The organism is Ralstonia flatus (assembly GCF_958439105.1).
Classification (GTDB): domain Bacteria; phylum Pseudomonadota; class Gammaproteobacteria; order Burkholderiales; family Burkholderiaceae; genus Ralstonia; species Ralstonia flatus.
In genome coordinates, this window is sequence record NZ_CAUDLI010000004.1 from 202514 (window position 1) to 217423 (window position 14910).

Below are 14910 nucleotides of genomic sequence, written 5' to 3' on the forward strand. Positions count from 1 at the left end.
CCCCGCAGGGGAAAAGACCGTTCAGCGATGCACGCCGCGAATATGCCGGTGCGCGTGTTCGCCCTCGCCATGTTCGTGGCTGTGGCCTTGATGAGGGGCAGCGACCGGCTCTTCGTGCAGCGATTGCAGCACGCCGCATTCGGCCACGGACGCGGCCGTCGTGCAGCGTTGCCCGATCGCCTCGATCTGGCCTTTGAGATCGGTCAGCTCGGCGATGCGCGCTTCAACGTGGCGCAGGTGCTCGTCCAGCAGGTTGTTGATTTCTTCGCAGGAGGCCTGTGGATTGGCCTGCAGCTCGAGCAGCCGGCGGATTTCAGTGTGCGCCATGTCGAGCGACCGGCACTTCGCGATGAAGGCCAACTGCTCGACATGCTCGGGCGTGTAGACGCGGTAGTTGTTGGCGGCACGCGCAGCCGGGGGCAGCAGGCCCTGCGCTTCATAGAAGCGGATGGTCTCGATGCTGATGCCCGTGCGCTGGGCGAGTTCGCCAATTTTCATACGCGTTGAAAAAGAATCAGAAGACAGTCGGCTCGGCGGTGATGGCTTCGACGCCGGCGACCTTCAGGCAGGCGTCCAAGCAGGCGCGGCAGGCCGTTGCACAGGCGCTGCAATGGCCTTGGCCGTGATGATCGCATTCTTCCGCGCACTGGGAGCAGATCTCGGCGCAGTCTTCCAGCAGCAGTTCTGCAAATTCGCTGTTGCGCTCGAGGAATTTGCGCGTCAGAGCGCAGTATTCCGCGCAATCGGTACACACGCCGATGCAGCGCGCCATGGCTTCGGCGTGGCCGTTCTTGCCGGATTCCGTCGCGCAGTGAGTGCAAGCGGCCTCGCATGCCTGCAGCGCCTGGATCACACTGGCAAAACGCTTGGCATTCTCTTTCGCGGTCGGACGAGTGGTCATGTCGGTTCTCCTGTGGCAGTGGATGTGCACGCGCGCGCGCTTGGCAAGGGATGCGCCCGGGCGTGGCCCGAGCGTCATCTCTCCAATTTAGCAACTCGCGCTCCACTGCGTGAGCCCGACTTGTGCTTTATACCGCTTCTGCCTCGCTCTTGCCGCTGCGCAGCATGCCGTTGCCGGCACGTGCAATGAGTCGATTGACGCCGCCCACCACGGCGCGGATCGAGGCCGTTGTCAGGTTGGCATCCACGCCCACGCCGAACACGCTGCCCGCCACGCCCGGCGCGGCCATTTCGGCAAACGCGATGGCATCGGCATTGGCGCCCTGGCCCAACGCGCGCTCTTCGTAGTGATGGATCGACACGGGCGCTGCCAGCACGTGCGACAGCGCATGCACCAGCGCATCGAGCGGACCGTTGCCGGTGCCTTCGCAGATGTGCTCGCGGTCTGCAATGTTGACCACCAGGCGGATGTGCTGGCTGCCATCATCGCGCTCGGTCAGGCGGTGCGATACGTAGCCGATCGCGCCATCGCCGCGCAGATAGGTCTGCTGGAACAGCGCCCAGATGTCGGCGCCCGTGGCTTCGCGGCCGCTCTCATCGGTCAGCTGCTGCACGGTGCTGCTGAATTCCACCTGCAGGCGGCGCGGCATGGCCACGCCATAGCCGGATTCCAGCAGGTAGGCGATGCCGCCCTTGCCGGACTGGCTGTTCACACGAATGATCGAGTCATACGTGCGGCCCACGTCGGCGGGGTCGATCGGCAGGTAGGGCATTTCCCACAGCGCATCGGGCTTCTGCACCGCAAAGCCCTTCTTGATCGCATCCTGGTGCGAGCCCGAGAACGCCGTGAACACCAGGTCGCCCACGTACGGATGGCGCGGATGCACGGGCAGTTGCGTGCAGTCCTCGCAGGTCCGTGCCACGTCATTGATGTGCGAGAAATCCAGCTCCGGATCCACGCCTTGCGAGTACAGATTCAACGCAAGCGTGACGAGATCCACGTTGCCGGTGCGCTCGCCATTGCCGAACAGGCAACCTTCCACGCGATCGGCGCCGGCCATCACGGCCAGTTCAGCCGCTGCCACGGCAGTGCCGCGGTCATTGTGCGGATGCACGGACAGGATGATCGAATCGCGGCGCGCCAGGTTGCGATGCATCCATTCGATCTGGTCGGCGTAGATGTTTGGCGTGGCCATCTCCACCGTGGCAGGCAGGTTGAAGATGATCTTGTGCTCAGGCGTCGGCTCCCAGACTTCGGTCACCGCGTTGCAGACCTCCAGCGCAAAATCCAGCTCAGTGCCGCTGAAGACTTCGGGGCTGTACTGATACGTCCACTGCGTCTCGGGCATCGTCTCCGCAATCTCGCGGATCAGCTTGGCGCTTTGCACGGCAATGCGCTTGACGCCTTCGCGGTCGGTGTTGAACACCGTGCGGCGGAACACCGGCGCGGTCGCGTTGTAGACGTGGATGATGGCGCGTTTGGCGCCGCGCAGCGATTCCATCGTGCGGCGGATCAGGTCTTCGCGGGCCTGCGTGAGCACTTCGATGGCCACGCCGTCGGGGATGTGCCCGCCCTCGATCAGCTCGCGGACAAAATCAAAATCGGTTTGGGAGGCAGCGGGGAAAGCGGCTTCGATTTCCTTGAAGCCGATCTGCACGAGCATCTTGAACATGCGCATCTTGCGCTCGGCGTTCATGGGCTCGAACAGGGCCTGGTTGCCGTCGCGCAGGTCCGTGCTCATCCAGATCGGGGCACGGGTGATCGTCTTGTTGGGCCAGGTGCGATCGGCGAGGGCGATGGCGGGGAAGGGGCGGTACTTGGTGGCGGGGTTCTTCAACATGGTGAGTGCGTCCTGTGAGATCGAGATCGGTTTCGTACAACGGGGACGGCCGCGCGGGCAGCGTCCGGGGTGGCCGGAATCGGGGTCGGGAGGTGGCGGCCAGACAGCCACGGGCGCGTGGTCTGGCAACCGGTCGGTAGTCGTAGCGAAAGCGGGATCGAGGCAGGCATGAGAAAGCTCCAACGATTCGGCGCACGGACTGCGCCACACACAAGGCCCGTCGCCGCTCAGGGCACGGACCGGTCAAACACCGGAACGAGGGGGAAAGAGAGATCTACGCGCTTACACGCGTAGTAGAGAAGCGGACAGCAGACCGCGCACGCACGAGAGGGTGCGGGCAGGAACGGTACGGAGGGTGGTCTGCTGAGAATGCATTTGGCGATAGTGATGGCGGCGGCGGGGTGTTGTCAAGCTGCCTGGGCGGGTTCCGGACGGTTTTTTGGGGCAGATGAAACGCCAGACCCAGAGCCGACGAAAACGTGTGCAGCCCGCCACAAGCCATGTGATGTGGGCGCCAGCAGAACCCATCCGAACCTGCTTTAATACACCCCGTCCATGCCGCCAGCCCGCTATATCAAGGGGTCTATAACGGCAAGACTCCCTCACGCCCCACAAGGAGAATCCCACAATGGTCACGTTGAACATCAACGGCAAACCGGTGGAAGTTGATGCCGATCCGTCGACGCCGCTGCTCTGGGCGTTGCGCGACAACCTCGGCCTGACCGGCACGAAATTCGGATGCGGCGTCGCATCGTGCGGCGCCTGCACGGTGCACCTGAACGGCCAGCCCACGCGCAGCTGCGTGCTGCCGATTTCTGCGGTGGCCGGCCAGCAGATCACCACGTCAGAACACATCGCCGATGACAAGGTCGGCAAGGCCGTGCTCGATGCCTGGGTCAAGCACGACGTGGCGCAATGCGGCTACTGCCAGAGCGGCCAGATGATGAGCGCGGTGGGTTTGCTGCGCACCAAGAAGAAGCCGACCGACGCCGATATCGATAGCGCGATGGCCGGCAACCTCTGCCGCTGTGCGACGTACCAACGCATTCGCGCGGCCATTCACGACGCCGCGAAATCGCTGGCCTGAGTCCACCGGAGAATTCACGATGCGTATTCGAAATCTTGAAGCGCTGGCCGGTGGCGGCGCGCAACATCAACCGGCGTCTGCGGAGGCCGGGTCGGCCACGCTTGACCGACGCAGTTTCCTGAAGCTCACGACGCTGGCCGGCGGCGGCCTGGCGTTGGGCGTGGTGCCGGTGTTGGCGGGCGCGCAGGACGCCAAGGCCAAGCCGCCATCGCCGCCGCAGGCATTCATCATCATTGCGCCGGACAACACCGTCACCGTGGCGGTGAACCGGCTCGAGTTCGGTCAGGGCGTACACACGGCATTGCCGATGGCGCTGGCCGAAGAACTCGACGTGGATTGGCGCAACGTGCGCGGCATGTTGGCGCCCGCAGGCGATCCGTACAAGGACCCGGGCTTCGGCATCCAGATGACGGGCGGCTCGACGGCGCTGAATCACTCGTTCCAGCAATACCGCGAGCTGGGCGGTCGCGCGCGTGCCATGTTGATCTCTGCAGCGGCGGAGCGCTGGAAGGTCGATCCGTCGACATGCCGCACCGCCAATGGCGTGGTCACGTCGGGCAGTCACCGCGCCACGTACGGCGAACTTGCTCAGGCCGCGATGGCGCTGCCGGTGCCGGCGCAGGTCACGCTGAAGAACCCGTCGCAGTTCCGCATTGTCGGCAAGCCCACGCCGCGCCTCGATGCGCGCGCGAAGCTCGACAGCTCGCTCAAGTTTGGTCTGGACACGCGCCTGCCCAACATGAAGGTCGCCGTGCTGGCCCGCCCGCCGCGCTTTGGCGGCAAGGTGGCCAAGTACGACGCGGCGGCGGCCAAGGCGGTGAAGGGCGTGGTCGATGTGCTGCAGATCCCGACCGACCGGGGCGGCACGGGCGTTGCCGTCATCGCCGACGGATACTGGCCGGCCAAGCAGGGCCGCGACGCGCTGCAGGTCACGTGGGAAGACGCCGGCTCGACGGTGTCCACGCCGGCGTTGATGGCGGAGTACAAGAAGCTCGCCGGTCAGCCCGGCACCGTCGCCAAGGCCGCGGACATGAGCGCCATCCAATCCGCCGCAACGCGCATCCAGGCCGACTACGAGTTTCCTTACCTCGCGCACGCGCCAATGGAGCCGCTGAACTGCACGATCGATCTGCAGAAGGACGGCGGCAAGACCACGGGCGCGAAGGTGTGGGTCGGCTCGCAGTTCCAGACCATCGACCAAGGCGCAATCGCCAAGGTGCTCGGCGTGTCGCCCGAGAAGATCGAGCTGAACACGATGATGGCTGGCGGTGGCTTTGGCCGGCGCGCGATCACCACGTCGGACTACGTGGTGGAAGCCGCCAACGTGGCGAAGGCCTATGCGGCCGCCGGACACAACGGCCCCGTCAAGGTGATCTGGAGCCGCGAAGACGACATCCGCGGCGGCTATTACCGCCCGATGCATCTGCACCGCGTCAACGTGGGCGTGGACAACAGCGGCAAGGTCGTCGGCTGGGATCACGTGATCGTCGGTCAGTCGATCCTCAAGGGCACGCCGTTCGAGGCCTTCATGGTCAAGAACGGGGTGGACGAGACCATGGTCGAGGGCGTGATCGAAAACGACTACGGCTTCCCGATGCAGCTGACGGTGCACCATCCGGACGTGAACGTGCCGGTGCTGTGGTGGCGTTCCGTGGGCCACACGCATACGGCCTACGTGATGGAAACGATGGTGGACGAGGTTGCGCATGCGGCCAAGCAAGATCCGGTCGCTTTCCGTCTCGCGCGCTTTACCGGCAAGGAGCATGAACGCCATCGCGCGGCGCTGCAGCTGGCTGTCGACAAGTCCGGCTACGGCAAGCGCAAGCTGCCCAAGGGCCAGGCCTGGGGCGTGGCGGTGCATGCGTCGTTTGAGTCGGTGGTGGCGTATGTGGTGGAGGTGTCGGTCGACCAGGGCAAGCCGCGCGTGCATCGCGTCACGGCCGGCGTGCATGCCAACCGCGTGGTCAACCCGATGGGCGCGGAAGCGCAGATCCAGGGTGCCTGCGTGTTTGGCCTGGCGATGATCCAGCCGGGCTTTGCCATCGACATCGAAAACGGTGCCACCAAGAACAGCAACTTCACCGACTTCCCGCCCGTGCGCATGCCGGACGCACCACCGGTGAACGTGTTCTTCGTGCCGTCGGAAGACAACCCGACGGGCCTGGGCGAGCCCGGCACGCCGCCGATTGCACCGGCGGTTGCCAACGCGCTGTTCACGCTGACCGGCAAGCGTCAGCGCAAGCTGCCGTTCGACACGGTGTAGTTGTCATCATCGCGTGATGAGATGGAAGCCGGCATGCAGTCCTGTGTGCCGGCTTTCTTGTTCTTGCAGCCTCGTATCCCCCAGTTTTGCGGACCGATTCTTGCGTCCGCGATTGCATCGTTCACCCACGGAGGAGCATGTCATGGCATTGAATATCCTGTACACCGCCCACGCCAAGGCCACAGGCGGCCGCAACGGCCACACGCAAACCGAAGACGGCCAGGTCTCGCACGACCTGTCGGTGCCCAAGGCCATGGGCGGCCCCGGCAAGCCGAATACCACCACGCCCGAAGACCTGTTTGCCGCCGGCTATGCCGCGTGCTTCGGCTCGGCGTGCGACTTTGTCGCCAAGAGCATGCTCAAGCTGAATCCAAGCAACATCGAGATCCACTGCGATGTCGGGATCGGCACGCGCGATGAAGGCGGTTTCGGACTGAAGGTGGGGCTGACCGCGCGGATCAGCGGGCTGTCGCAAGCCGATGCCGAGAAGCTGGTGGCCCAGGCGCATCAGGTGTGCCCGTATTCGAACGCCACGCGCAACAACGTGGAAGTCACCCTCAAGACCGAGGTGGTCTGATGCTGCAGCGGCCTGTTGTTGGCGTGTTGCTGGCCGCGGGCCGCGGCAGCCGGTTTGATGCGGCGGGCGTGGCCAACAAGCTGCTTGCCCCGCTGCCCGATGGAACGCCCGTGGCGGTGCAGGCCGCGCGGCACCTGAAGCAGGCATTGGGCGACGTGGTGGCAGTGGTGCCCGCCGCTGCCACGCATGGCGCGCAGGTCGATCAACTGGCCGCGTTGCTGGCCGAGGCCGGTTGCGAAGTCTTGCGCTGCCCCGACGCTGCACGCGGCATGGGCGCCAGCCTGGCTGCCGGCGTAGCCGCACGCCCCCAAGCCGGCGGGTGGATCATCGCCCTGGCCGACATGCCGTGGATTGCCCCGGACACCATCACCCAAATCGCCAACGCAGTGGACCCACGCCGTTGCGTGGCGCCCTTTCATGCCGGCCAGCGGGGCCACCCGATCGGCTTCGGCATCGACTTCTTCGCGGGCCTGACATCGCTCGACGGCGACGAGGGCGCGCGGCGGCTGATTGATCCTGCGAAGCTCATCCGCATCGAGACTGAGGATGCCGGCATCCTGCGCGATGTCGATACGCCGGCCGATCTCGCCCGCTAATGACAGGCGCTTCGTCGTAGTCTCCAGAGCCTCATAATCCATAAATCATCATAGTTGACAATAATATCAACTATGACTAGATTAAGCATACTCGCGGCGAAGCCGGGCCGCCATCTGCTGAGTGCTGCCTGCGAGCCATGTTTGAGGTGCTTATGGATCATTTCGAGAGCTTGCGACTCTTTCGTACGATCGTTGAGGTCAGGAATTTCAGGCGGGCGGGGCAGATGCTCGGGGTGTCCCCGTCTGTCGTTTCGCGGGCGATGACGTCCCTGGAAGAGCGGCTTGGGGCGCGCCTGTTCCACCGTTCGCCAAAGCAGTTCTCGCTGACGGACGCGGCGCACCGGTTTTATGACGGATGCTGCCGCGTGCTCGACGATCTGGACTGCCTTGAATCCGATGCACGCAGCCAGGGGCACCTGCCGGTCGGCGTGCTCCGGCTCGTCGCTCATACCACGGCAACATCTGCGTGGCTGGCCCCGCTGGTCGCGTCCTTCAAGCGGCGACACCCAAACCTCATGGTGGATGTGACGTTGGCGGAGGGCATTGTCGACCTTGCGACCGAGGGCTACGACATCGGCCTGGTCTTGCCGTTCATGCTGGCAACCGATCTGGCCGTGACCCGCATGCTGCAGCGCTTGCCATTGGCCATCGTGGCGGCACCCGACTACCTGGATTCGCATGTGCACCCGCGTCACCCGGTCGATCTGTCGGACCACGTTTTCGTGACGGTGCCGCCTTCGGTGCATAAGCCCGTCGTGACGTTCCGCGCAGAGGGGGCGCCGCTCGTGGTTCCACTGCAGTATGAAATCACGTCGAACAACGCCGCCTTCAACCGTGAAGTCGTGCTGGCCGGACTCGGCATGGGGCTGTTGCCATTGGCCTTGGTTGAAGACGATCTGCGCGAAGGGCGCCTCGTCCGGTTGCTTGGCGAACATGAAATCCTGGATACCGCAGCGGAGGTTCGCCTCGCTTACATGAGCCGATCGATGGTTCCCGCCAGGGTCCGCGCATTCATCGACCACGCCGTCGCGTATTTTGAGGAGAAGTGAGTTGCGGGTTCCGTCTCCTCGGCCAGGCACCGCTGCCCTGTGCGAACGGTGCAATGTCCATCATCGGGGTAGCGCACGTCTATCGAACACGTTGGTGTCTACTCTGATACGGCACCAGGCCTGGCTGTGGGGGCTTGTCGCGCTTGCCATCGGCGTTCTGATGTGGGCGCTGCGGCCGGTGCTGACGCCGTTCCTGCTCGGCGCGTTGATTGCATACATGCTGCAGCCCGGGGTGGAGTGGCTGGCGCGTCATCGCGTGCCCCGCTGGCTGGCTGCGTTGGCGATGATCCTCTGCTTTGCGGCGATGGCAGCGCTGCTCGTCACGCTGATGTTCGCGGTGGTCCAGACCGAAGGTCCGCAACTCCAGGCGAAGATTCCCGTGCTGCTTGCCAATCTGAATGCGTGGCTGCAGCCCAAGCTGGCCGTTGTCGGGCTTGGCGTGGACCTGGACTTGACGCATCTGCGCGATCTGCTGGCTGGGCCAAGCCACGGTGGCGAGGGCGCGTCTGCCGTTGCCATCTGGCAATACCTGCGCTCAAGCGGCAACGCAATGTTGACCGTGGTGGGCAACGTGGTGCTGGTCCCGCTGGTGCTGTTCTATCTGCTTTACGACCGCCACCAGATGTTTCGGCGCATGGAAAGCCTGGTTCCTCGCCGGTGGCTGGCCACGACGCGGGCATTCGTCATCGACATCGACCGCATGCTGTCGCAATACCTGCGCGGGCAACTTCTGGTGATGGTCGTGCTGGCCGCGTTCTACCCGTTCGCGCTGGCGCTGGCTGGCTTCGACATCGCCCTGCCGCTGGGTTTGTTCACGGGACTGGCGGTGTTCATTCCTTATGTCGGATTTGCCGCTGGCCTTGCGCTCGCCGTGTTGGCCGCCGTGCTGCAGTTTGGCGATCTTTACGGTCTCGGCGCCGTGGCCGTGGTGTATGGACTGGGTCAGATCCTTGAAAACGTCTTCCTCACGCCGCGCTTGATCGGCGAGCGCATTGGCTTGCACCCATTGGCGGTGATCTTTGCATTGCTCGCCTTTGGCCACCTGTTCGGATTCTTTGGCGTGCTGCTGGCGTTGCCCGCCAGTGCCATTCTTGCGGCCGCGCTGCGCGAACTGCGCCGCCGCTATCTGGCGAGCGACCTCTATCAAGCCTGATCGATGTGCGCCCTCGGCAGACAGCGCGAGGGCTCACACAGCGACCGCCGCGTCACCGTCTGCGACCGCCGGCAGCGGCAGTTGCGCAATTCTTTCTGCTTCAGCACGCTTGACGCCCAGTGCCTGGAGCACGAAGACGGCCGCACGTTCGGCCAAATGCTCGACGCGCATCGAAGCGGCCTGACGGCTGCGTCCAGGAACGGCCGAGGCCGCCGCAAAGTGCAGTTCGGCCGCAACACCCGCCAGCACCGTCCCAATCACGGAAACCACGCTGGTCAGCGGATCGGTCACCACAAAGCGCTTGGCGGCAAGCCCGCGCTTGCTGTCGCGTAGCAGGCGCAAGCCCAGGCCGCGGGTGAGGGCCCGTGTAGACACGCCTTCGCGCATCAGCAGCCGGCCCCAGACCGGCTCGCGCTGCGCCCGCAGCAACGTGTGCCGGACCGAGATGGCAACGACCTCGGCCGGATCCGTCAGGCCATGCGCAATGCCATCCAGCCTGTCGGCAAAGTCCTCGAACGCCCAGTCGATGAGCGCGGCAAAGAGCCCTTCCTTCGATTCGAAGTGGTTATAGAACGAGCCGAAGCCCACATCGGCGGCTTCGGTGATCTCGTTGATGGCGACGCGCTCGATGTTCCTTTCAGACAACAGCAGCAACGCCGCTTGAAGCAGACGTGCCCGTGTTTCTTGTTTGCGCCGTGTGCCGCGCCGCTCGCGGCAGCCTTCTGCCACGCGATTCGTGAGGTTCCGCATAGGGGTCTGGAATGGTGTTCTCATCCGCGATGATAGTGTCTCACGTCATAGTTGACAATATTATCAGTTATGAGTTTAATGTCGAAATGTAGGGTCGATCAGGGTGATGCGCCCTGAGTTAGGACGCGGTGATGGGGCAAGCCCCCAAGGCGAAAAGGCCAGAGAGCCGTCCGCCGTTGCTTGCCGGCTGAGTGCAGCCATTCGCCGAGAAGTGGTTCCTGAACGCCGTGGAGACAGGCGACTCGCGTACCCGACATCCGAGTTCCGTTACGCGTAGCCCGAGAGCCGATCGCGCAGAAGAGGCGCGGCTCCTGGGTGTGCGTTACCCATTGTTCGTTAGGCCATCACTTGCTTGGAAACATCGTGAAACATCCCGGTCGTCATGCGCAAACGACAGCGCGCCCCCACCTGTCCGTTGTCGGGCGTTCCAAACGTGCGCCCCTTGTCATTGCTGCCTGCTGCGCTGTACTGCTCGCGGGCTGTCACCACAGCGAAACCCTGGTCAGCGCGCCCAAACCGGTCGTTGCGCTGACGCTGCACCCGGACGGCAACGCCGTTGCCAACACACTGCCGGGGCAGGTGCAGGCGCGGTACTCCACGCCGCTGTCGTTCCGTGTTGCCGGCAAAGTGGTCGAGCGCCGCGTGCGCATCGGCGATACCGTCAAGCAAGGCCAGGTGCTGGCGATGCTCGATCAGGCCGACTTGCGCAACGACCTTGCCAACGCTCGGGCCCAGCTGGAAGCTGCTGAACATCGTCTCGTCTATGCCAAGCAACAGCTTGACCGCGACCGTGCGCAATCGCAGGCGAACCTGATTGCGCCGGCGCAGATGGAGCAGACGCAGGACGCCTACGCATCTGCGCTTGCGCAACGCGATTCGGCGCGCGCACAGGCTGCACTCGTTGGCGATCGCCTGCGCTACGCGACGCTGGTGGCAGACCACGATGGCGTCATCACGTCGGAGGACGCCGACACCGGTCAGAACGTCCAGGCAGGTCAATCGGTCTATCACCTCGATTGGACGGGCGACGTCGACATCGTTTGCGATGCACCCGAGAGCGCACTGTCCTCGCTGACCGTCGGCAGCAAGGCTCGCGTGAGCCTTCCCGCCGCGCCCTCGCAAACGTTCGAGGCGCGCGTGCGCGAGGTATCGCCGACGGCCGATTCGCAAAGCCGGACGTGGCGGGTCAAGTTGTCTCTCGTGGCGCCGAACGCGGCGGTGCGCATGGGCATGACCGCCACGATCGCTTTCGACGCCAAGGGCGAGGCGGGAGCCGCGCGCCCGTTCAAGCTGCCGGTCACGGCGCTCTTTCACCGTGGCGAGGAGCCCGCAGTCTGGGTGGTGCGCGCCAACACAGATACCTTGGAGCTGCGCCCAGTCACCATCGCGCGTTACGACGAGCGCAGCGTGCTGGTCGCCTCCGGCCTGCGCGACGGCGATCGCGTTGTGATGCAGGGCGTGCACGCCGTGAACGCCGGCCAACATGTGCAAGTGGTTGCCCCGCTGCACCCTGAGGACTTCGCATCATGAGCGCCGACGATCGCGAAACCGTGCAAGGCACGGCGCCGGCCGCGGCGTCTGCATCTCAGGCGGACGAAGGCGGCTTCAACCTGTCGGCATGGGCTCTGCGCCACCAGCAGCTGGTGATCTTCCTGATTGGGCTGGCGACGCTTTTTGGCGTGATTGGCTACACGCATCTCGCGCAGTCTGAAGATCCGCCGTTCACGTTTCGGACGATGGTGATCCAGACGTACTGGCCCGGCGCCACCGCGCGCGAAGTCCAGGAGCAGATCACCGACCGCATCGGGCGCCAGCTCCAGGCGGCGCCGTATGTCGACAACATCAAGAGCTATTCGCGCCCCGGCGAGTCGATGATCTTCTTCGCCATGAAGGACTCGGCGCCCGTGAAGGACGTGCCCGAGACCTGGTATCAGGTGAGAAAGAAAGTGGGCGACATCCGCGCGACATTGCCCAAGGGCACGGTCGGGCCGTTCTTCAACGATGAGTTCGGCGATGTCTACACCAATATCTATGCGCTGGAAGGCGATGGCTTCTCGCCGGCGCAACTGCACGACTATGCAGACAAGCTGCGGACCGTTCTACTGCGCGTGCCCGGCGTCGCCAAGGTGGACTACTTCGGCGATCCGGCACAGCACGTCTTCATCGAAATCTCGAACACGCAGCTGACCCGGCTCGCCATCACGCCGCAGCAGATCGCACAGGCCATCGACGCACAGAACACCGTGGCACCGGTCGGCACGATCACGACCGCCGATGACCGCGTCTTCGTGCGGCCGACCGGCGCGTTCAAGGATGTGCAGGCGCTGGCCGACATGCTGATCACCGTGAACAAGCGGACCTTCCGGCTGGGCGACATCGCCAAGATCACGCGCGGCTATGACGACCCGCCCGTGACGCAGATGCGCGCCAACGGCCATGCCGTGCTGGGCATTGGCGTCACGATGCAAAAAGGCGGCGATGTGATCGACCTCGGCAAGGCGCTCGATGCGACATCGGGCGAACTGCAGGCGACGCTGCCGGCAGGGCTGAAGCTGTCTCCGATTTCGAGCATGCCGCATGCCGTCAAGCACTCGGTGGACGAATTCGTGCGGTCGGTCGGTGAAGCCGTGGCGATTGTGCTGGTGGTGAGCCTTGTATCGCTGGGCTTGCGCACGGGCATGGTGGTGGTGATCTCCATCCCCATCGTGCTGGCGGTGACCGCACTGTGCATGCACATCTTCGGCATCGGGCTCGACAAGGTTTCGCTCGGCACGCTGGTGCTGGCGCTGGGCCTGCTCGTGGACGACGCCATCATTGCCGTCGAGATGATGGCCGTGAAGCTGGAACAAGGGTGGAGCCGCCTGCGTGCCGCCGCCTTTGCCTACTCGAGCACGGCATTCCCGATGCTGACCGGCACGCTGGTGACGGTGTCCGGCTTCCTTCCGATCGCGCTCGCCAAGTCCAGCACGGGCGAGTACACGCGCTCGATTTTCGAGGTGTCGGCCATCTCGCTGATCGTGTCGTGGTTTGCTGCCGTGGTGCTGGTGCCGCTGCTGGGCTATCACATGCTGCCCGAGCACAAGAACGGCGCCTCTGAGCATGGCCATGACCACGACATCTACAACACCGGCTTTTATCAGCGCCTGTCGGGGTGGATCTCGTTCTGCATTCAGCGCCGATGGGCGATCCTGGGTGTGACGGCGGTGCTGTTCGCACTGGCCATGGCGGCGTTCACGCGCGTGCCCCAGCAGTTCTTCCCGAATTCGGAACGCCCCGAATTGCTGGTGGATCTGCGCTTGCCCGAAGGGGCGTCGTTTGACGCCACGCTGCGCGAGGCAAAGCGCCTGGAGAAAGCGCTCGACGGTCGAAAGGAGATCGAACACTTTGTCGACTACGTCGGCACTGGCGCTCCGCGTTTCTATCTGCCGCTGGACCAGCAGCTTCAGCAGCCGAACTTCGCGCAGTTCGTGATCACAGCCAAGAACGTTGAAGAACGCGACGCGCTCTCGCGCTGGCTCAACGCCACGCTCGAGAAGGATTTCTCCGGCGTGCGCACCCGTGTGGCCCAGCTCGAGAACGGCCCGCCCGTGGGCTTCCCGATCAAGTTCCGCGTGAGCGGCGACGACATCGCGACCGTGCGCAGCATCGCCGACAAGGTGGCCGAGAAGGTCCGTGCCGACGCGCGCACGCAGAACGTGCAGTTCGACTGGGATGAACCGGCAGAGCGTTCGATGTCGTTCGAGATCGACCAGATCAAGGCGCGTCAGCTTGGCGTGACGTCGGAGGATGTCTCCAACTTCCTCGCCATGACGCTGTCCGGCTATACGGTCACGCAGTATCGCGAACGCGACAAGCTCATCAACGTCGACCTGCGGGCGCCGAAGACGGAACGCGTCGATCCCGCCAGGCTGGCCGGGCTGGCCATGCCTACGCCCAATGGCCCGGTTCCGCTCGGCGCGCTTGGGCATGTGCAGAACAAGCTCGAGTACGGCGTGATCTGGGAACGCGATCGCCAGCCGACCATCACGGTGCAGGCTGACGTCCGCGGCAACGCGCAGGGCATTGGCGTGACGCGTGACATCGACCAGGCCCTGGCCGCCGAACGCGCCAAGCTGCCGGTGGGCTATCGCATCCAGATTGGCGGCGCGGTGGAAGAGAGCGTGAAGGGCCAGACGTCCATCAATGCCGAGATGCCGCTGATGATCATTGCCGTGCTGACGCTGCTGATGATCCAGCTCAAGAGCTTCTCGCGCACGTTCATCGTCGTGCTGACGGCACCGTTGGGCCTGATTGGCGTGGTGGCTGCGCTGCTGCTGTTCGGCAAGCCGTTCGGGTTCGTGGCGCTGCTCGGGGTGATTGCCATGTTCGGGATCATCATGCGCAACTCCGTGATCCTGGTGGACCAGATCGACCAGGACATCGCGGCCGGCCAGAAACGCTTCGACGCCATCATCGGCGCAACGGTGCGGCGCTTCCGACCCATCATGCTCACGGCGGCCGCCGCTGTGCTGGCGCTGATTCCGCTGCTGCGCTCGGGCTTCTTCGGGCCGATGGCCACCGCGCTGATGGGCGGTATCACCATCGCCACGGTACTGACCATCTTCTTCCTGCCGGCGCTGTATGCCGCGTGTTTCAAGGTGCGCCCGGACGAACGGGAAGTGCCTCCGACCGGCACTGCAGCCCTGGAGAATTGA

12 protein-coding genes are annotated in these 14910 nt (G+C 64.5%); 8 read left to right on the plus strand and 4 right to left on the minus strand.

The features are described 5' to 3' along the window. Window positions 1-21: 21 nt before the first annotated feature. The 3 genes from cadR to leuA form a co-directional block, all read right to left on the minus strand. Entirely contained in the window at window positions 22-498 is a 477-nt protein-coding gene (gene cadR / locus R2676_RS11110; protein ID WP_102065455.1) for a Cd(II)/Pb(II)-responsive transcriptional regulator, read from the minus strand. Between the two features lie 16 nt (window positions 499-514). Continuing rightward, on the minus strand, window positions 515-901 hold the full coding sequence (locus R2676_RS11115; protein ID WP_027679847.1) for a four-helix bundle copper-binding protein: 387 nt from the start codon (window positions 899-901) through the stop codon (window positions 515-517). A 127-nt stretch (window positions 902-1028) separates the two neighbouring features. Beyond that, on the minus strand, window positions 1029-2741 hold the full coding sequence (gene leuA / locus R2676_RS11120; RefSeq protein WP_102065454.1) for a 2-isopropylmalate synthase: 1713 nt from the start codon (window positions 2739-2741) through the stop codon (window positions 1029-1031). A 628-nt stretch (window positions 2742-3369) separates the two neighbouring features. Here leuA and R2676_RS11125 point away from each other — a divergent pair. The 6 genes from R2676_RS11125 to R2676_RS11150 all read left to right on the plus strand — a co-directional run bounded on the left by R2676_RS11125 (window position 3370) and on the right by R2676_RS11150 (window position 9466). Beyond that, window positions 3370-3828 (plus strand): (2Fe-2S)-binding protein, encoded by a 459-nt coding sequence (locus tag R2676_RS11125; protein ID WP_004631388.1) that lies wholly within the window; start codon window positions 3370-3372, stop codon window positions 3826-3828. 19 nt (window positions 3829-3847) lie between these two features. Beyond that, a complete protein-coding gene (locus R2676_RS11130) occupies window positions 3848-6091 on the plus strand; it encodes a xanthine dehydrogenase family protein molybdopterin-binding subunit (RefSeq protein ID WP_027679849.1) in 2244 nt (747 codons plus the stop codon). Window positions 6092-6233: 142 nt separating this feature from the next. Then, window positions 6234-6668, plus strand: a complete 435-nt coding sequence (locus R2676_RS11135; RefSeq protein ID WP_027679850.1) for an organic hydroperoxide resistance protein — start codon at window positions 6234-6236, stop codon at window positions 6666-6668. Next, the gene (locus R2676_RS11140; protein ID WP_206274641.1) at window positions 6668-7264 is read left to right on the plus strand and encodes a nucleotidyltransferase family protein; all 597 of its coding nucleotides are present in this window, start codon (window positions 6668-6670) and stop codon (window positions 7262-7264) included. The genes R2676_RS11135 and R2676_RS11140 overlap by 1 nt, the downstream gene beginning before the upstream one ends. A 152-nt stretch (window positions 7265-7416) precedes the next feature. Next, a complete protein-coding gene (locus R2676_RS11145; RefSeq protein ID WP_206274642.1) occupies window positions 7417-8313 on the plus strand; it encodes a LysR family transcriptional regulator in 897 nt (298 codons plus the stop codon). Window positions 8314-8407: 94 nt separating this feature from the next. Continuing rightward, complete coding sequence (locus R2676_RS11150; RefSeq protein WP_206274643.1) at window positions 8408-9466, plus strand: AI-2E family transporter; 1059 nt, start codon at window positions 8408-8410, stop codon at window positions 9464-9466. A gap of 33 nt (window positions 9467-9499) precedes the next feature. On the opposite strand, the gene R2676_RS11155 is transcribed toward R2676_RS11150, so the two are convergent. Further along, entirely contained in the window at window positions 9500-10216 is a 717-nt protein-coding gene (locus R2676_RS11155) for a TetR/AcrR family transcriptional regulator (protein ID WP_206274644.1), read from the minus strand. Window positions 10217-10579: 363 nt separating this feature from the next. On the opposite strand from R2676_RS11155, the gene R2676_RS11160 reads away from it, so the two are divergent. Together R2676_RS11160 and R2676_RS11165 are read left to right on the plus strand one after the other, a co-directional pair. Next, entirely contained in the window at window positions 10580-11746 is a 1167-nt protein-coding gene (locus R2676_RS11160; protein WP_316857192.1) for an efflux RND transporter periplasmic adaptor subunit, read from the plus strand. Next, a complete protein-coding gene (locus R2676_RS11165) occupies window positions 11743-14910 on the plus strand; it encodes an efflux RND transporter permease subunit (protein ID WP_206274645.1) in 3168 nt (1055 codons plus the stop codon). The genes R2676_RS11160 and R2676_RS11165 overlap by 4 nt, the downstream gene beginning before the upstream one ends.

Bases quoted from the DNA above. Each gene is read 5' to 3' on its own strand.
- R2676_RS11140 (WP_206274641.1), top strand. From the start codon at position 6,668: ATGCTGCAGCGGCCTGTTGTTGGCGTGTTGCTGGCCGCGGGCCGCGGC.
- R2676_RS11145 (WP_206274642.1), top strand. From the start codon at position 7,417: ATGGATCATTTCGAGAGCTTGCGACTCTTTCGTACGATCGTTGAGGTC.
- R2676_RS11165 (WP_206274645.1), top strand. From the start codon at position 11,743: ATGAGCGCCGACGATCGCGAAACCGTGCAAGGCACGGCGCCGGCCGCG.
- R2676_RS11130 (WP_027679849.1), top strand. From the start codon at position 3,848: ATGCGTATTCGAAATCTTGAAGCGCTGGCCGGTGGCGGCGCGCAACAT.
- R2676_RS11135 (WP_027679850.1), top strand. From the start codon at position 6,234: ATGGCATTGAATATCCTGTACACCGCCCACGCCAAGGCCACAGGCGGC.
- leuA (WP_102065454.1), bottom strand. From the start codon at position 2,741: ATGTTGAAGAACCCCGCCACCAAGTACCGCCCCTTCCCCGCCATCGCC.
- cadR (WP_102065455.1), bottom strand. From the start codon at position 498: ATGAAAATTGGCGAACTCGCCCAGCGCACGGGCATCAGCATCGAGACC.
- R2676_RS11115 (WP_027679847.1), bottom strand. From the start codon at position 901: ATGACCACTCGTCCGACCGCGAAAGAGAATGCCAAGCGTTTTGCCAGT.
- R2676_RS11125 (WP_004631388.1), top strand. From the start codon at position 3,370: ATGGTCACGTTGAACATCAACGGCAAACCGGTGGAAGTTGATGCCGAT.
- R2676_RS11155 (WP_206274644.1), bottom strand. From the start codon at position 10,216: ATGCGGAACCTCACGAATCGCGTGGCAGAAGGCTGCCGCGAGCGGCGC.